The 16,929-nt window shown below is 61.0% G+C and carries 16 protein-coding genes; 7 read left to right on the top strand and 9 right to left on the bottom strand.

Features of this window, described 5'->3' with window-relative positions:
• Positions 1-3 precede the first annotated feature (3 nt).
• The 3 genes from ATN38_RS16240 to ramB all read left to right on the top strand — a co-directional run bounded on the left by ATN38_RS16240 (position 4) and on the right by ramB (position 3,183).
• On the top strand, positions 4-291 hold the full coding sequence (locus ATN38_RS16240; RefSeq protein ID WP_037129638.1) for an FmdB family zinc ribbon protein: 288 nt from the start codon (positions 4-6) through the stop codon (positions 289-291).
• A gap of 94 nt (positions 292-385) precedes the next feature.
• The gene (fmdA, locus tag ATN38_RS16235; RefSeq protein WP_042923284.1) at positions 386-1,645 is read left to right on the top strand and encodes a formamidase; all 1,260 of its coding nucleotides are present in this window, start codon (positions 386-388) and stop codon (positions 1,643-1,645) included.
• Positions 1,646-1,770: 125 nt separating this feature from the next.
• On the top strand, positions 1,771-3,183 hold the full coding sequence (gene ramB / locus ATN38_RS16230) for an acetate metabolism transcriptional regulator RamB (RefSeq protein ID WP_003941547.1): 1,413 nt from the start codon (positions 1,771-1,773) through the stop codon (positions 3,181-3,183).
• A gap of 5 nt (positions 3,184-3,188) precedes the next feature.
• On the opposite strand, the gene ATN38_RS16225 is transcribed toward ramB, so the two are convergent.
• The 9 genes from ATN38_RS16225 to ATN38_RS16185 form a co-directional block, all read right to left on the bottom strand.
• Positions 3,189-4,211 (bottom strand): alpha/beta hydrolase, encoded by a 1,023-nt coding sequence (locus ATN38_RS16225; protein ID WP_218748248.1) that lies wholly within the window; start codon positions 4,209-4,211, stop codon positions 3,189-3,191.
• 131 nt (positions 4,212-4,342) lie between these two features.
• The gene (locus ATN38_RS16220; protein ID WP_042923295.1) at positions 4,343-5,362 is read right to left on the bottom strand and encodes an alpha/beta hydrolase; all 1,020 of its coding nucleotides are present in this window, start codon (positions 5,360-5,362) and stop codon (positions 4,343-4,345) included.
• 68 nt (positions 5,363-5,430) lie between these two features.
• Positions 5,431-7,071 (bottom strand): class I adenylate-forming enzyme family protein, encoded by a 1,641-nt coding sequence (locus tag ATN38_RS16215; RefSeq protein ID WP_218748247.1) that lies wholly within the window; start codon positions 7,069-7,071, stop codon positions 5,431-5,433.
• Positions 7,072-7,080: 9 nt separating this feature from the next.
• Complete coding sequence (locus tag ATN38_RS16210) at positions 7,081-7,785, bottom strand: ABC transporter ATP-binding protein (protein WP_020906733.1); 705 nt, start codon at positions 7,783-7,785, stop codon at positions 7,081-7,083.
• Between the two features lies 1 nt (position 7,786).
• Complete coding sequence (locus ATN38_RS16205; protein ID WP_064443299.1) at positions 7,787-8,560, bottom strand: ABC transporter ATP-binding protein; 774 nt, start codon at positions 8,558-8,560, stop codon at positions 7,787-7,789.
• Positions 8,557-9,585, bottom strand: a complete 1,029-nt coding sequence (locus ATN38_RS16200; RefSeq protein WP_118606406.1) for a branched-chain amino acid ABC transporter permease — start codon at positions 9,583-9,585, stop codon at positions 8,557-8,559. Before ATN38_RS16200 ends, ATN38_RS16205 begins: the two co-directional genes overlap by 4 nt.
• A complete protein-coding gene (locus ATN38_RS16195) occupies positions 9,585-10,460 on the bottom strand; it encodes a branched-chain amino acid ABC transporter permease (protein WP_003941557.1) in 876 nt (291 codons plus the stop codon). Before ATN38_RS16195 ends, ATN38_RS16200 begins: the two co-directional genes overlap by 1 nt.
• A gap of 15 nt (positions 10,461-10,475) precedes the next feature.
• Positions 10,476-11,660, bottom strand: a complete 1,185-nt coding sequence (locus tag ATN38_RS16190; RefSeq protein WP_218748246.1) for an ABC transporter substrate-binding protein — start codon at positions 11,658-11,660, stop codon at positions 10,476-10,478.
• 126 nt (positions 11,661-11,786) lie between these two features.
• Complete coding sequence (locus tag ATN38_RS16185; protein ID WP_218748245.1) at positions 11,787-12,527, bottom strand: TetR/AcrR family transcriptional regulator; 741 nt, start codon at positions 12,525-12,527, stop codon at positions 11,787-11,789.
• A 267-nt stretch (positions 12,528-12,794) separates the two neighbouring features.
• On the opposite strand from ATN38_RS16185, the gene urtA reads away from it, so the two are divergent.
• The 4 genes from urtA to urtD are packed head-to-tail and all read left to right on the top strand — an operon-like array spanning position 12,795 to position 16,926.
• Positions 12,795-14,051 carry an urea ABC transporter substrate-binding protein gene (urtA, locus tag ATN38_RS16180; RefSeq protein WP_007735391.1) on the top strand — a complete coding sequence of 419 codons (1,257 nt, stop codon included), beginning with the start codon at positions 12,795-12,797 and terminating at the stop codon, positions 14,049-14,051.
• Positions 14,052-14,105: 54 nt separating this feature from the next.
• Positions 14,106-14,990, top strand: a complete 885-nt coding sequence (gene urtB, locus ATN38_RS16175) for an urea ABC transporter permease subunit UrtB (protein ID WP_003941514.1) — start codon at positions 14,106-14,108, stop codon at positions 14,988-14,990.
• Complete coding sequence (gene urtC, locus ATN38_RS16170; protein WP_007735392.1) at positions 14,987-16,093, top strand: urea ABC transporter permease subunit UrtC; 1,107 nt, start codon at positions 14,987-14,989, stop codon at positions 16,091-16,093. The genes urtB and urtC overlap by 4 nt, the downstream gene beginning before the upstream one ends.
• A complete protein-coding gene (urtD, locus tag ATN38_RS16165) occupies positions 16,090-16,926 on the top strand; it encodes an urea ABC transporter ATP-binding protein UrtD (RefSeq protein WP_218748244.1) in 837 nt (278 codons plus the stop codon). Before urtC ends, urtD begins: the two co-directional genes overlap by 4 nt.
• Positions 16,927-16,929 lie beyond the last annotated feature (3 nt).

Raw genomic sequence — 16,929 nt, 5'->3', positions numbered from 1 at the left:
CGCATGCCTCTGTACGAGTTTCGCTGTACCGGCTGCGGCCCGCTCGAGCGGTCGTTCGCGATGGCCGAAGTGCCCCAGTCGATTACTTGCCCCCAGTGCAGTCTCGAGTCCAAGCGGGTGGTCTCGTCTCCCCGGTTGAGTCACGCGTCGTCGGCCGCGATGGGTCTACTGGACAGCACTGCTCGATCGGCTCACGAGCCTGCCGTGGTCAGTGGGTCGCTACCCGGCCGCGGCCGGCAATCTGCGCCGACGACATCCAATCCGTTGCACCGCAAGCTACCTCGCCCCTGAGCGTCCTCACCGCGCGCCCTCGCCGTGAGTCCCGATCCGACACGAAAGTCCTGCCGCCACGAGTTTTCCGTTTCTTCGAGAATGAGGAGTGCATATGCCTGAACTGCTGTTTCCACTCGATTCCGCCAAGAAATTCACCGACCAGGCAATCGTCGGCCACAATCGGTGGCACCCGGACATCCCAGCGGCGGTGACGGTGAAACCCGGTGATGCGTTTCGTGTCCATTGCCGCGAATGGTTCGACGGCGCAATACACAACGACGACTCGGCCGACGACATTCTCAATGCACCACTGACCACGGTCCACACGCTGTCCGGCCCCTTTGCCGTCGAAGGCGCGAAGCCCGGCGACCTCTTGATCGTCGACATCTTGGATATCGGGCCTATCCCCCAAGAAGATTCGGGTCCGTTGGCCGGCCAAGGCTGGGGGTACACGGGCATCTTCCCTCGGAACAACGGCGGCGGCTTCCTCACCGAACAGTTCCCCGATGCGTACAAAGCCGTCTGGGATTTCTCCGGCCAAACGGCGACGTCGCGTCACATTCCGCACGTCTCGTTCACGGGCATCGTCCACCCGGGACTCATGGGCACGGCTCCGTCGGCAGCCTTGCTCGCCAAGTGGAATGCCCGCGAGGGCGCCCTCATTGCCACCGATCCCAATCGGGTTCCCCCGCTTGCACTTCCGCCCGAGCCCCGCGATGCAGTACTGGGAACCTTGACCGGTGACGAGTACACACGCGTGGCCGGCGAGGCGGCGCGCACCGCTCCCCCTCGCGAGAACGGTGGAAACCAGGACATCAAGAACCTCACCAAGGGCAGCCGAATCTTCTATCCGGTATTCGTGGACGGTGCGAATCTGTCGGTCGGCGATCTTCACTTCTCCCAGGGCGACGGAGAGATCACTTTCTGCGGTGCCATCGAGATGGGCGGCTTCATCGATCTTCGTGTGGACATCATCAAGGGCGGAATGGATACCTACGGCGTTTCCGAGAACGCCATCTTCATGCCGGGCAACACGGATCCGCAGTATTCCGAGTGGCTTGCGTTCTCGGGCACTTCCGTCACGTTGGACGGCGAACAGAAGTACCTGGATTCACATCTGTCCTACCAGCGTGCGTGCCTGCATGCGATCGAGTATCTGACCAAGTTCGGGTACGCGCCAGAGCAGGCGTACCTGCTACTCGGTGCGGCGCCGATCGAGGGTCGCCTGTCGGGTGTCGTGGATATCCCCAACTCGTGTTCGACGGTCTATCTCCCGACTGCGATCTTCGACTTCCCCCTTGCACCCTCGTCGAGCGGGCCGTTCCAGATCGATCCCGGAATCGGCGCCCCTCGTTCGGAGAACAGGGTCTAGGCCTCCGGCCCCGTGAGTGGTTAGGGAGTGCCGAGGCTCCTCAACCACTCACGGGGGCGGAGCCCCTGTGCGAAGACTGCGAACCCACCTTTGCGAAGCCGGACTGTCACTCGTATCCTGGGAAAATGTCGAAAACCTTTGTCGGTGTCCGGCTCCGCCAACTGCGGACCGAGCGCGGGTTGAGTCAGGCTTCGCTGGCCAAGACGCTCGAGATCTCGGCAAGCTATCTCAATCAGATCGAGCACGACGTCCGGCCACTAACCGTGCCGGTGCTCCTGCGAATCAGTGAAGTCTTCGGTGTCGACACCACCTTCTTCTCCCCGCAGGACGACACACGCCTGATCGCGGAAATGCGTGAAGTTGCCCTCGATCAAGAGATGGGTATCGACGCCGACGCCCACGAAATCGCGGAGATGGTCTCCACCCACCCGGGCCTGGCCAAGGCGATGGTGAACATGCATCGCCGCTTCCGGAACACGACGGCGCAGCTCGCCGCAGCCACGGAGGACCGTTTCTCGGACGGCAGCGGCAGCGGTTCGATCACCATGCCGCACGAGGAAGTGCGCGACTACTTCTATCAGCGACAGAACTACATCCACGATCTCGACACCGCGGCCGAAGAACTCACTGCCCGGATGCGCTTTCACCGTGGCGACGTCGCCGGCGAGATCGCCAGACGCCTCGAGTCCGTCCATGACGTGCAGATCGTTCGACGAGTCGACTTGGGCGAGAACATACTTCATCGCTACGACCCGGACACCAGGGTCCTGGAAATTTCCGCACGACTCTCCGGCGGGCAACAGGTCTTCAAGTTCGCGACAGAACTCGCATACCTCGAGCATGGCGACCTGCTCGACTCGTTGGTGGCCGAGGGCAACTTCACCAGCGAAGCGTCGGTTTCCCTGGCGAAGCTGGGTTTGGCCAACTATTTCGCCGCGGCCACCGTGCTGCCCTACAGCCAGTTTCACGAGGTTGCCGAGGACTTCCGGTACGACATCGAGCGTATGTCTGCCTTCTATTCCGCGAGCTACGAGACGATCTGCCACCGCCTCTCGACCCTGCAGCGCCCCAAACTTCGCGGGGTTCCGTTCATGTTCGTGCGTGTCGATCGTGCCGGAAACATGTCGAAGCGTCAGTCCGCCACCGGATTCCACTTCTCCACCAGCGGCGGTACGTGTCCGCTGTGGAACGTCTACGAGACGTTCTCGTATCCGGGCAAGATCATGCCTCAGATCGCACAGATGCCCGACGGCCGCCGATACCTCTGGGTTGCTCGCACGGTCGAACGTCGAGCGGCTCGATACGGACAGCCCGCAAAGATCTTCGCCATCGGATTGGGATGCGAGATTCGACACGCCCACCGACTCGTCTACAGCGACGGTCTGGATCTGGACGAGTCGAATCCGGGAACGCCGATCGGCTCGGGCTGCCGTGTCTGCGAACGCCTCAATTGTCCGCAGCGTGCCTTCCCTCCGTTGGGTAAAGACCTCGACATCAGCGAGCACCGGAGTTCGATTTCGCCGTACGTGATTCGCTGACCGCGCTAAAGCACGTGGTCGCGTAGGAACGCGACTGTGCGATCGAACGCGACCATCCCGTCCACGGTGTCGAGGTCGAACTGATATTCGTGGTCGAGTGCAGGCTCGTGATCGTCCGGGTAGAACAGTGCATCGACCTCGACGCCCAGATCGGCGAGCCGTTCTGCCATGGGTTTCGACTGGCTGGCGGTCAGTGGGTCGACATTTCCGCCGGTGATGAACGTCGCTGGAAAGTCCGAGGTCACATGACCCAGTGTCGACATCTGACCCACTGCAGTCGACCCGTCGAAGTCCCTCGTTCCGAGGTACCCCCACAGCGATTGCTTGTCGACGCCCCAACCGAAGTACTTCCCCTGTGACAGCAGCGGTTTCAGATCGAAGACCCCACAGTCGAGGACAACTCCGCGTATCTGCTCGGGACGTAATGCCGGCTCCACACCCATTTCCGACGCGTAGTCAGGGCTGGTCATGACGGTCGCCAACTGACTGGACAACTGCGCGCCTGCCGAATCTCCCGCAAGAAAGAGATTGGTCGAATCGACATGCAACCTGTCCGCATTGCTCACGATAAATCGATACGCGTCGTTCAGCTGATTCACTGCGGTGGGGTAATACGCATCTGGTCCCAGTGAGTAGTCCACCGAAATCACAGTGAACCCTTGATTTGCCAACAGTTTGTAGTAACCGTCGGCATCAGTTCTCGATCCTGATATCCAGCCACCGCCGTGCACCCAGACCACCGTGGGTAGCGCCGAAGTGGACTCCGACGGGTAGTACACGTCGAGTTGTGCATCGTCGTCGCCTTCGCGGTACGACTGATCGAGAATCGAGACCATTCCTGACGGTGCATGCCTGTCGAGTTGTGCGTGAGTCGATTCGGAGCCACCCGCCGACATCCACCGTACGAGGAGAACTCCTGGCCACGGACTGACGAGTGCCGCGGTTACCCCGGACAGCAGAATGACGACGAATACCGCCGCGGTTCCGACAATGCGCCTTCGCCGTCTGTCGGGGGAAGACGCGCGCACAACAACTCCTGGGGTCGGATCGGATTCACCCAGGCTAGACCAAAAGGACTAGTTGAGAATTCCCTGGCAACGCACCCGCGGAGCTTTGTCCAAAATGACCATTTTCTCAGTGGTTCACCACAATCCGACATTTAGCCGGTATGAGCCTCGAGAAACTGAACCGTGCGATCGAGCGCAGTGAGACCGTCGGCATTGTCCAGATCGAACTGATACTCGTGACCGAGCGCCGGAACGTGATCGGCCGGGTAGAACAGTGTGTCGACCGCAACTCCCAACCCGGTCAATTTGTCAGCCATCGGTTTCGACTGAGAATCCGTCAACGGATCGGCGTTGCCGCCGCTGATGTAGGCAGGCGGAAATCGATCGGTGACGTGGTTCAAGGTCGACATCTGATCCGCTGCGTCGGTACTCATGAAGTCACGCACGCCGGTATACGCCCAGAGGGACCGATCAACTCCCCAACCGATGATGCCGGGTCCGCCGACCATGTTCCCGACGTCGTAGATTCCACAGTTCAGGATTACTCCACGTAACTGATCCGGCCGCAGCGACGGGACCACGCCCACACGGTTCGCATAGGCGGGATCAGTGATGAGAGTGGCGAGCTGACTCGAGAGTTGCGCTCCCGCAGAATCACCGGCCAGAACGACCGTCGTCGGATCAACATGCAGCCGTTCCGCATTCGCGACGACGTACGCGTGAGCGTCGTTGAGCTGCCGCACTGCCGTCGGATAGTGGTGCTCAGGTCCGAGTGAGTAGTCCAGGGACACAACTGTGTAGCCACGCGAGGCCAGCAACTCGTAGTACGGCGCGTAGTTGGACTTGCTTCCCGAGATCCAGGCACCGCCATGAGTCCAGATCACCGTAGGCAATGCGGTCGTCGTCGCTGCGGGAAAGTAGACATCCAGGTATGCGTCGTCGTCATCGGCGCGGTACTGCTGGTCCTTGATCGAGTCGACGCCTTCGGGCGCGTGCTTCTCGAGCGCCTCGGTGACTTTCACCGCATCACGATCGAAGACCCATCGCACGGTGAGTGCGCCAGGTCTCGGGCTCAGAACGAAGGCCAGAACCACGGCTCCGACCAGAACGAACACAATTGCCAGAGCCCACAGCAAGCGCCTGCGCCACCGATGCGGTGAAGGGTTCGTCATCGGGTTTCCTTCACTCTCGGCACAATGTCCGGATCAGCGTAACGCGAAGCCGGTACCGCCAAGTGCGATCAGCCGAGTTCAGCGATCCGCCTCTGCGCGAGTGCCTTGACTTCACCCTTGGCTACTTTGCCGCCTGCCGCCATCGGCAATTCGGCGACCGTCATCACGTACTCGGGTATGTACTCGCGGGTCACTCCTCGGCTCTGCAGCCAGGCGGTCAGATCCTCCGAACTCAGATCGTCATCGGCGGACACGACGACCGCACAGACCTTCTCACCGAACAGCGGATCGTCGACCCCGACCACGGCGACCAACTCCACCGAAGGGTGCGCGCGCACGTACTCCTCGACTTCGACCGCGGAGATGTTCTTGCCGCCACGAATGATGATGTCGGCTTTGCGCCCGACCACTCGCACCCGTCCTGTCTCGTCGATCTCGACGATGTCGCCGAGAAGCATCCAACCGTCATCGGTGTACAACTCGTCGTTCGCATCGGTGTCCCCCCAATAGCCCTGACACATCAGCGGTCCGTTCACCCCAGGCTGACCGCGGCGGACGGAGCCGGTCATTTCCTTTGCCGCATCGTCGAATACACGAACTCGCATGCGATCGATGTCGTGGCCGCACGTCTTCAGTCGGGTGTCGGAATCGTCCGAAACCGTCGTCACCGAGACGGCGCCGGTTTCGTTCGATCCGTAGAACTGCAGGACAGCCGCTCCGGTACGTTGTTCGAATGCCAGCGCCTCCGAATAGGGCACGGCTTCACCACCGGTGAACATGAAACGAAGTGACGAGAGATCGGCCGATTCCGCGGCCTCCGAACGCAACAGCATCTTGAATTGTGTACTCACACAATTCAAAGCAGTCACCCGTTCGCGCTCGATCAACTCGATCATCACCGAAACGTCGAAGCGTTCCATGACGACATTGCGAGCACCGAGTAGTGCCGGCAGGAAATGCGAAGTCCAGAGGCCGAATCCGAAAGGTGCTGGAACCGCGCCGAGGAACACCTCATCCGAACCGATCGCCGCCGCCTCGGCGGCAATCTCGGAGAAACCAACCCAACGATCCTCGGTTTGTGTGACCAGTTTGGGTAGGCCCGTTGTGCCGGAGGTCGAGTTCAGCATCGAAACGGCTGACGTGACAAAACACGGACTGGTTGCGGGGAACTGCTTTAGCTCGACCGGCAACGAGGTGAGTTCGCCGTTTGCGCTCACGCGTTCGAAACTCACGTCGGCGCGTTCGTCGGCGAAGACGACGTCCAGTCCGGGATGCTCTGCCCGCAGACTCGCCACGAGTTCGGCGGTATCGACGCCGCGCAGCGTGCGAGTGGTGACGAGTACGGAGGCTTCCGAGCGGGCGATCAGATGAGAGATCTCGCGAATGCCCGAGCGCGAACCGATTCCGACGGCGACGCGGCCGGTACGAAATGCTGCGCAGAGAGCCGCATGAAATACAGCGGTGTCGGGGAGCAACACGGCTACATGTCCGTATCCCTCACCAGCTAGATCCAGCGCCGACGCGATCGCATCGGCAGCCGCGTCGTACTGCTTCCACGACACCCTCGATTCCGGAGTGACAAAGGCGGTTTCGTCCGGGATGGTCTCAGACCAATGCCTGACCATTTCGCTGATGCTGACGCCGGCGAAGCGGTCCGGATTCGTGGCGAATTCACCGACGGTGAAGTCGAGTGTCTTCGTTTCAAGCATGATCGTCGATCATCTCCCGTCGGCGCTGAGGACGCCCATCGATTGTTTGTACGCGTTGTCCAGTGTCGCTGCGGAATCGCATTCGCGGACGAGTTCGCCGCGCTGCATGACATATCCGCGGTCGACAACCGATTTCAGTGCAGTAAGTGCCGGTTCCGTCACGATGACGGTCACACCCTCGGCGGCCAGACCCCCGACCAATGCTCGCAGCTCCGCGACGATTTTCGGTGCCAGTCCTGTCATCATCTCGTCGAGGAGCAACACCTTCGGGGTTTCCAGAAGGGCCCGCCCCAGAACCAACATCTGCTGCTCACCACCGCTGAGGACCCCGGCATAACTCTCCGAGCGTTCACGCAGGATCGGGAACCTCTCGAAAGCTGTTTCCACGGCTTCGGCTTTCAATCCCAGCAGGTCTGCGCCGACGCGTAGGTTCTCGCGAACGGACATTCGCATGAACAGTTGCCTGCCTTGGGGAACGTAGGCAAATCCGCTGCGGACACGATCCAGTGCCGATAATTTCTGGATCTCTCGACCATCGAATTTGATTGTCCCGGTGGCGGGAACCGAGCCGTAGATGGATCCCGCCAAGCTGGTCTTGCCCGCACCGTTCGGCCCGACGATCGCTGTCACTTCACCGGCGGGGGCGACAAGGGAGACTTCCCGGACGGCGACAGCGGATCCGTATCGAACTGTGACTCTGTCGAGTTCGAGCATGTCAGGCGCCTTCCTCGTATTCGGAACCGAAATAGACTTCTCGCATCGCGTCGCTGGCCAAGCACTCCTGCGGTGGTCCGTAGAACGCCACTGATCCGAAATTGAGCAGCACGATCTTGGTGGCGAGCGCCGCGATGAGATCGACGTTGTGATCGACCAGGACTACTCCCTTGCCCTGCGCGGCAATCGATCGCACGGCACCGGAGATGGCAGCGATGCCGTCGTGATCCGCACCGGCAAACGGTTCGTCCAACAGGAGGACTTCGGGTTCGGTCGCCATCGCCCGCGCCACCTCGACCAGACGCTGCGCGCCCAAACTGAGATCCCCGCAAGCACTCTCGACGTCGGTGACCGAGTATCGCGCAGCAATCTCTCGGGCCCGCTGTGCTGTCCGGTCCCAGTTCTCGAAAGGTCCTTTGATCGCCCACCACAGCGAGTGCAGCGGTGAGGTGATCTTGTGCCCGTACAGTCCCGGGATGATGTTGTCGACGGCATCGAGTTCCGCCGCGAGCTGCGGATGTTGAAACGTGCGCGAGAGCCCTTGCCGTGCACGGCGCTCCGACGGCCCCGTCAAGGCAGCACCCGCGAGCGCGACGGTTCCGGAATCTGCTTGCTGTGTGCCGAAGATGCAGTCCACCAGGGTGGTCTTGCCTGCCCCGTTCGGGCCGACCAGTCCGATCACCTCTCCCGGTCCGACGCTGAACGAGACATCGTCGACAGCGCGGACGCCGCCGTAGGACTTGTGGAGCCCGCTCACTTCGAGTAGCCGAGTCATCGATTGCCACGCTCCTTGTACAGACGGTTCATTCGACCCAGAACGTTCTGACTCCACCCGATCACCCCACCAGGCGCGACGATGAGGATCACCAGGACGGCTCCGGCAAGCAGGAGTTCGCCGCTTCCCTGGTACCCAGGCATGTTCAGCGTCACGATCACCACGATCAATGCACCGAGCGGAGCACCCCACGCCGAACCGCGACCGCCGATGATCGGCATGAAGATCGCAAGGAAAACAATACTGAGAGTGAAGGTTTCAGGAGTGACAGCCTGCACCGACACGGTGAAAAGCGATCCGCCGGTCGACGCGATCGCAGCACCGATCGCCAGCGCCACGCCGGTCAGGTGCGCAGGATTGACGCCGGAAGACCGTGCGACATTACGATTGTCGCGGGCAGCTTGCAACATCAGCCCCCACACCGATTTCCGGAGTCGATCGACAGCGACCGCGATCAGACACACAAACAAGATCGCGAACACGACCAATGCGTAGCGCGGTGGCTCCCAGCCGAACATCGTCACAGTCTCGACGCCCGAGATCCCGGCCGATCCGCCGGTGAAACTCGGCCCGTCGATCAACCAGTGCTCGAAAGCGATACCGAACAACAAGGTCACCGCGGCAAGGTAGAAGCCGGAGAGTTTCTGCGTTGCCAAGCTGAGGAGTACTGCAACCGCTGCAGCGGCGAGGGCGCCGAGAATCCATCCCCACCACATCGACAACCCGGTCCGAACCGAGATCAGCGCAACGGCATACGCGCCGATCGCCGCATACGCGCTGTACGCCATCGACAGTGATCCCGCGAGCACGAATGGCACGTACATGCCGAGTGCGATCAGCGAATACGTCGCAGCGAGGAACACCAGATCCTGCCGGTACAGACTCGGCCCCATCCACAGCAGCACGGCAGCAACCACGACCACGGTGATCAGCGCTTCTCGTGACAGGGCGAGCATCCTCGTCCGGGAACGGCCGGATGTAGCGGGCGGATTTGACGTCAGCGGACTGGTAGAAAGCGAGGCCATCAGACGCGAACCTTCCTCGAGAGCAAGCCTTCCGGACGGAAAGCGAAGAACACCAGGGCAATCAGCAGAATCGCGGTTTGCGCAGCACTCGCACCGAAGTAGTACGGGGCGAATACCTGGACGACGCCCAACACCATTCCGCCGATCAGCGGAGCCCAACTCCGGCCGGTACCACCGATGACGAGTGCGATGAATGCCGTCAGCGTCCAGGACAGACCGCTCGTGAACTGAACACCGGCCTTGGGAGCGAACAGAAGTCCGGCGACGGCGGCGATCACACCCGCGAGGGTGAACGCGATGAGGCGTACCCGATCCACCGGCAAGCCCAGGACGCGGGCGGCATCCGGATTGTCGCCGACGGCGCGAAGCAGACGGCCCGAGGTGGACCGGTTCAGCCACAGTCCGATACCGACGAAGATCACGGCAGTTCCGACGACGAGTACAACGGTCGAACTGTCGACGGTGGCACCGAGCACCGATATCGGATCGAAGTCGAAGATCTTCTGTCCGGGAAGTGGTGTTCGGCCGAAGACCGTGCCGGCGAGCTGCTGGATCCCGAACAGTACTGCGGTCACCGCCACCAACGCCGGTAGTTCCCCACGACCCGAACGCTTCTGAACCTGTTTGACCACAAGCTTTTCCGTCAGGATCGACAGCGCCACCGCTACCGCGATCCCCAGCGGCATGGCAATCCAGAGAGCGAGCCCGTAATTGATCGCGACCCAACTCGACGCCATGGCCGCAGCCATCGCGTACGGGCCCATCGCAAAGTTGAAGAAATCGGCGCCGACCACCACGAGATACATTCCGAGGGCTATCAGTGAGAAGAATGCACCGATCTCGATGGCTGCGAGCCACAGTTGTGCGTCTGTCATGTCAAGGCTCCTCGGTTATCCGCACGGGGGTTGGTAGGAATCCCACGGATGGGCCGGCTTGTTGTCCTCACCGAATTCGACGAGCACCAGTCCGCAGAGGCTGTCCGGAGCCAGGTGATCCTGCGAAGAAAACGACAGTGTCAATCCGTCCTGGCCGAAGCTGGCGGGAAGTGCCGAAACCTGTTGAAGAGCATCACGAACGGCCGGCCGATCTCGGTGGTCGCCGGCAATTTCGATTGCCTCGGCCAACATCATGACGGCGTCGTACGCCTGTGCGTCGTAGGCGGTCAGTTGATAATCAGGCCCCTTCACCGCCTGCACCTTGCGACGCAGTTCGGCGGTTCTCGGGTTGTTCTCACTGAGCGAGCCCATGTACACCATGCCGCTCAACGCCTTCGGGTCCGCCAAAGCCCAAGATGCGGGCTGGTTTCCGATGGAAGCGAGTGAGAAGCGTTGCGTCTGCGGGGTGATTTTCGACAAGGTGTTGTGCGCGAGGATTTCGAAGTGCCCGCCGATACTGGCGACCAGAATCGCGTCCGGTTCGGTTTCCGCGAGACGTGAGACCTGTGCGGTGATGTCCGCGGCATCGACCGGCGCCTTTTCGACGCCCGTCACTCTCGCGCACTTCTCGAGCGCCGGCCGCAGGGTCTTGATGATTCCGTCGATGGACGCACTCGCGTCACCGAGAATTCCCAGGGACTTGTACCCCATCTTCTCGAAAGCCCCGCAGTACACCTGGGCGTACTGCTTCAACGAGTTCGGAATCATGAACGAGAAGTCGTTGTCGGGCGCCGAGGCAAAGGCGTCGCTGAGAACGACCGGAGCTATCGCAGGAATCTTCGACTGCTGGAGAATCGACTTGGCCTGCAGCACCGACCCGCTGCCCGTGGCGAGGATGACCGCACTGGACCCATGATCGACCAACTTCCGAATGATCGACGGGGTCTTGGTGGGACTGCTCTCGTCGTTCTCGACAACCAATTCGACTTGCTTACCGTTGATTCCGCCCGCCTGGTTGATCAGGTCGACGGTCATCCGCACCGTCTTGCCGGCGATCGTGCTGTACGACGCACCGGGCCCGGTGGAGTCCTCGTCCAAACCGATGACGATGGTGTCTTCGGGAATGACACCGGCAGATGCGCACGCGCTCGCCCCGAGGACCACTGCCGCGCAGACGGCGATCGCCTTTCCGAGTCTCACATCGAACTCCCGTCCAAACTGTGCTTGGTAAATCAAACAAGCGCTTGATTTACGAGTGTGGACAGAAGTATGCACTGGGTCACACTGATAGTCAAAATCCGAACTACACGCGCAGGAACTGCGGTGTTACGGCTTCTGCAGCTGCCGGATCGAGGAGCTGAGTTCGCGAATGACGGACTTCAATTCGTCGACATCAGAGCGGAGTTCGGCAAGGTCCGAGTCGGGAGATTCGGTCTGCGCTTCCTTCTTCGCCGTGCGCCGCGCAATGCGCGCCACCGGCTCGCCGTCGACGGAACGTGCGGCAAAGCCGTCCAGGAAAACCGAAATCAGATTGCGCTGCAGATCTTCGGCCAATTCGGAAAGCTGCGGGCGATACTGTGCGACGGTGGACCAGACGGATTCACGCAGGAGACGGTGAAACTGTTCGGGATCGATGTCTTCCCGAAACTCCGCGTCGGCAATTCCGCGAGCGATAGCCGATCGCCAGTAGCTGTGTGCCTTCTGAACCAGGATGGTGATGGGCGCGTCCGCCGATTGCGACGAAAGTATGGCTTCTCCCTGATAGACCTCCGTGGCATACGGGTGATCCACCGCCGAGGCAAAAGACACCGACACCATCGTGGCCAGGCGATTTCGAGCCGAACCTTCCGGTTCGATCGAGTCCTCGTACCGGACGTTGAGATCTTCGAGGAACCGGACGACGATCTCGTTGGCTATCGCATCCTTGGAGTCGAAGTAGTGATAGAGGCTGCCGGAGAGGATCCCGACTTCGTCGGCGATGTCTCGCACCGTCGTCGCGGCGATTCCCCGCTCACTGAACAGCTTGGCCGCATGAGCGAGTATTTCGTCCCGTCGGGTCGAGCGCACGAGAAGATCCTTCCGACGTTCCGATCGTCAAGCGAGTGCTTGATCAATTTCTCGTCGATGCTAACACCGCACCCTCGCTGACCTGCGGTGTGAGGCCCTGGACACCCAATCGAAACACCGGACACACACTTGTCACCGACAGTCATTCCACCGCAACAACTTCCACCTACTCTGTGCACTCGACGAATACAGCGTTGTATACGCACTCCGGATACAGATCTGTCAGAGCCATTGTCTGCCAGAGCCATCGACACGAAAGGCCCGTACATGCGAACCTTCTCGAAGCGCACCCTTGCCGCGCCGGCCGCTCTCGCCGCGCTGGGCTTGGTTCTCACCGGCTGCGGAAGCAAGGCAACAGACACCGCATCGGGAGATTCGACGGCTACGTCGTGCGTCGACACCTCGGGGGACACGATCAAGGTCGGTTCCCTGAATTCACTCTCGGGCACCATGGCCATCAGTGAAGTGACGGTCCGCGACTCCATCTCGTTGGCGGTGCAGGAGATCAACGATTCCGGCGGTGTACTGGGTAAGAAGATCCAGATCGTGGCAGAGGACGGTGCGTCGGAGCCGACAGTGTTCGCCGAGAAGGCCGAGAAACTGATCAGCAGCGATTGCGTCGCAGCAGTTTTCGGTGGCTGGACCTCCTCGAGCCGCAAGGCCATGCTGCCCGTGTTCGAGGACAACAACTCTTTGCTCTACTACCCGGTCCAGTACGAGGGACTGGAAGATTCGAAGAACATCTTCTACACGGGCGCAACGACCAACCAGCAGATCATCCCGGCTCTGGATTACCTGAAGGAGAAGGGCGTCAAGTCGCTGTATCTGGTCGGCAGCGACTACGTGTTCCCGCAGACCGCCAACCGCATCATCAAGGCGTACGCGGCAGCGAACGGCATCGAGATCAAGGGCGAGGATTACACGCCTCTGGGTTCGACCGACTTCTCCACCATCGTGAACAAGGTCCGCACAGCCGACGCCGATGCCGTGTTCAACACACTCAACGGCGATTCCAACGTTGCGTTCTTCCGTGAATACTCGAATGTCGGCCTGAAGCCTGCCGACATGCCCGTCGTCTCCGTCTCCATTGCGGAGGAAGAGGTCGGTGGTATCGGAGTCCAGAACGTCGAAGGCCAGCTGACGGCGTGGAACTACTACCAGACCATCGACTCCCCCGAGAACAAGAAGTTCGTCGCGGCGTACAAGGCAAAGTTCGGCCAGGACAAGCCCACGTCCGATCCGATGGAAGCGGCATACACCTCCGTCTACCTCTGGAAGAACACCGTCGAGAAGGCCAACTCGTTTGCGGTCAAGGATATTCAGGACAACGCCGACGGTGTGACCTTCCAGGCGCCCGAAGGACTCGTCACCATCGACGGCGACAACCACCACATCACCAAGACTGCCCGGATCGGCGAAATCCGTTCCGACGGACTGATCTACACGGTCTGGGATTCGGGACAGCCGATCGAGCCGGATCCGTACCTGAAGAACTACCCCTGGGCTGAGGGGCTCGGTAGCTGATCGACAAAAGGCGGAATTGACGGAATCGACGAGTAGAGAGGTGGAGCGTCTGTCATGGATGTTGTGATCGGGCAGTTGTTCACGGGTTTGAGTATCGGATCGATTCTCCTGTTGGCAGCGTTGGGGTTGTCTCTCACGTTCGGGCAGATGGGTGTCATCAACATGGCACACGGCGAGTTCATCATGGCCGGCTCGTACACCGCATATGTAGTGCAGCAAGTGATCTCGAATGCAACGGGATCGTTGATCATTTCTCTGCTCGTCGGTTTCGTCGTCGGCGGACTGATGGGTGTCGTGCTCGAAGTGGTCCTGGTATCGCGGATGTACCACCGACCCCTCGACACCCTGTTGGTGACATTCGGCGTCGGATTGATCCTTCAGCAGTTGGCGCGCGACATCTTCGGCGCGCCGGCAGTCAATGTTTCGGCGCCGAGCTGGCTTTCGGGCGGGGTCGATATTTTCGGCGCCGTGGTGCCGAAAACCCGCATCTTCATTCTGGTGTTGGCGATCGCAGCGGTGATCGCACTTTCGGTCGCACTGAAGCAGTCGTCGATGGGTAGACGCATCCGGGCCGTCGTCCAGAATCGCGATCTGGCCGAGACGAGCGGAATCTCCTCTCGTCGTACGGACATCACGACCTTCTTCCTCGGTTCCGGGCTCGCCGGCGTCGCGGGTGTCGCGTTGACGCTCATCGGTTCCACCAGCCCGACCATCGGCCAGTCCTATCTGATCGACGCCTTCCTGGTTGTTGTCGTCGGCGGTCTCGGTCAGATGAAGGGAGCCGTGATCGCAGCCTTCGCCCTCGGCATCTTGAACTCGTTCATCGAGTACTCGACGACAGCGTCGATCGCGAAGGTGATCGTGTTCGTCATCATCGTCGTCTTCCTTCAAGTTCGGCCGCAGGGCCTGTTCGCAGTCAAGACGAGGAGCCTCGTATGAGCATCCTGAACAATTCCCGAATTCGGGTGTGGGGCGGTTTCGCACTTGCCGCGATCGTGCTGTTCGCCGTCGCTCCGGCTGTGCTCTCGGACTTCAGGCTGTCACTGTTGGCCAAATTCCTGTGCTTCGCCATAGTCGCTGTCGGTATCGGCTTGGCTTGGGGCAGAGGCGGAATGCTCACGCTCGGCCAGGGCGTCTTCTTCGGAATCGGCGCATACGTGATGGCGATGCACCTCAAGATCGCCGATGCCGAACTCAAGGGCGACGCGGTCCCGGACTTCATGTCCATCGCCGGCAAGACCGAACTGCCGGGATACTGGCAACCGTTCGCCTCGCCATTCGTGGCGATCTTCGCCATCCTTTTCCTGCCGGCCGCTGTTGCCTTTCTCCTCGGACTCGGTGTGTTCAAGCGGAGAGTCAAGGGCGCGTACTTCGCGATCCTCTCGCAAGCACTCGCCGCGGCTTTCGCGATCCTCTTGATCGGCCAGCAGTCGATCGGTGGCAGCAACGGCCTCAACCGCTTTCGCACGTTCTTCGGTTTCAACCTCAACGATCCGGCGAACAAGCAGATGTTGTTCTTCATCGCCGCCGGAGTTCTTCTCGCATCGGTCGCTCTGATTCGCCAGCTGATGAACTCCCGATACGGCGAACTCCTCGTCGCCGTCCGCGATCAAGAGGAGCGCGTACGTTTCCTCGGATACGATCCGGCGAACATCAAACTGGTCGCCTACGTGACCGCGGCGTTCCTCGCCGGTATCGCCGGTGCGCTGTTCGTTCCGATCGTGGGCATCATCTCCCCCGCCGACGTCGGGATCGTTCCGTCAATCGCCTTTCTCATCGGGGTCGCGATCGGTGGCCGCGCAACGCTTCTGGGTCCGGTACTCGGTGCGATCGGCGTCGCGTGGGCGCAGTCGACATTCTCGGAGAAACTCCCTTCGGGATGGATCTACGCACAAGGGTTGATGTTCATCGTCGTGGTCGGGTTCTTCCCGGCAGGTGTGGCCGGATTGTTCGCCCTGATGCGCCACCGCAAGAAGCGTGAGACCCCGGCCGACCCGCCGGTCAAGGTCTCCCAACCCGAACCAGTGGAGGTGTCGTCATGACCAACACAACCGCCACCAGCGAACCCGCACCGGCACTGGGTGGCAACGCCGGAATGTCGTCCGAGTACCTCGAAGTACGAAATCTTTCGGTCAGCTTCGACGGTTTCAAGGCCGTCGACGGCGTCGACTTGACCCTCATGCAGGGCGACCTGAGGTTTCTCATCGGCCCGAACGGGGCTGGAAAAACAACGTTGGTCGACGCCATCACCGGACTCGTTCCCGCGACGGGTTCCATCACTAAGTCCGGCGAGCAACTGCTCGGCAAGAAGGTTCACAAGATCGCCCGCCTCGGCGTCGGGCGAACCTTCCAGACTGCAAGCGTCTTCGAAGAGCTCTCGGTGCTGCAGAATCTCGACATCGCGGCCGGAGCCGGCCGATCACCGTGGAACCTGCTCAGAAAACGCAAAGGTGTGCTTCCCGAGATCGAAGAGGCGCTGGAGACAACCGGGTTGGAGCACCTCAGGGACACCGCCGCAGGCATTCTGGCGCACGGACAGAAGCAGTGGCTCGAAATCGGAATGTTGTTGGTACAGAACTGTTCCGTGCTCCTGCTCGACGAGCCCGTCGCAGGCATGAGCCTCGAGGAGCGCGAGGAGACCGGGAACCTTCTGCGGCGCATCGGCGGTGCGCGAACCGTCGTCGTAGTCGAGCACGACATGGACTTCATGCGATCCTTCGCCACGTCCGTCACAGTGCTCGCCGCTGGGAAAGTGCTTGCCGAAGGAACTGTGGCGGAGGTCCAAGCCGACCCCAAGGTGCAAGAGGTCTACCTCGGCACAGCCGCTGCCGGAACCGATCTCGGCGCCGACACCGAACCGACCCCGGAGGACTGAATC

Source organism: Rhodococcus sp. FH8 (assembly GCF_019266085.1).
In the GTDB taxonomy this organism is placed as follows: domain Bacteria; phylum Actinomycetota; class Actinomycetes; order Mycobacteriales; family Mycobacteriaceae; genus Rhodococcus_F; species Rhodococcus_F qingshengii.
Note: the sequence above shows the minus strand (reverse complement) of the source record. Positions and strands in the feature narration are given on the sequence as shown.

Excerpts from the sequence above, each read along its gene's own strand:
- ATN38_RS16240 (WP_037129638.1), top strand. The coding sequence starts at position 4 with ATGCCTCTGTACGAGTTTCGCTGTACCGGCTGCGGCCCGCTCGAGCGG.
- fmdA (WP_042923284.1), top strand. The coding sequence starts at position 386 with ATGCCTGAACTGCTGTTTCCACTCGATTCCGCCAAGAAATTCACCGAC.
- ramB (WP_003941547.1), top strand. The coding sequence starts at position 1,771 with ATGTCGAAAACCTTTGTCGGTGTCCGGCTCCGCCAACTGCGGACCGAG.
- ATN38_RS16220 (WP_042923295.1), bottom strand. The coding sequence starts at position 5,362 with ATGACGAACCCTTCACCGCATCGGTGGCGCAGGCGCTTGCTGTGGGCT.
- ATN38_RS16215 (WP_218748247.1), bottom strand. The coding sequence starts at position 7,071 with ATGCTTGAAACGAAGACACTCGACTTCACCGTCGGTGAATTCGCCACG.
- ATN38_RS16210 (WP_020906733.1), bottom strand. The coding sequence starts at position 7,785 with ATGCTCGAACTCGACAGAGTCACAGTTCGATACGGATCCGCTGTCGCC.
- ATN38_RS16205 (WP_064443299.1), bottom strand. The coding sequence starts at position 8,560 with ATGACTCGGCTACTCGAAGTGAGCGGGCTCCACAAGTCCTACGGCGGC.
- ATN38_RS16200 (WP_118606406.1), bottom strand. The coding sequence starts at position 9,585 with ATGGCCTCGCTTTCTACCAGTCCGCTGACGTCAAATCCGCCCGCTACA.
- ATN38_RS16195 (WP_003941557.1), bottom strand. The coding sequence starts at position 10,460 with ATGACAGACGCACAACTGTGGCTCGCAGCCATCGAGATCGGTGCATTC.
- urtA (WP_007735391.1), top strand. The coding sequence starts at position 12,795 with ATGCGAACCTTCTCGAAGCGCACCCTTGCCGCGCCGGCCGCTCTCGCC.
- urtB (WP_003941514.1), top strand. The coding sequence starts at position 14,106 with ATGGATGTTGTGATCGGGCAGTTGTTCACGGGTTTGAGTATCGGATCG.
- urtC (WP_007735392.1), top strand. The coding sequence starts at position 14,987 with ATGAGCATCCTGAACAATTCCCGAATTCGGGTGTGGGGCGGTTTCGCA.
- urtD (WP_218748244.1), top strand. The coding sequence starts at position 16,090 with ATGACCAACACAACCGCCACCAGCGAACCCGCACCGGCACTGGGTGGC.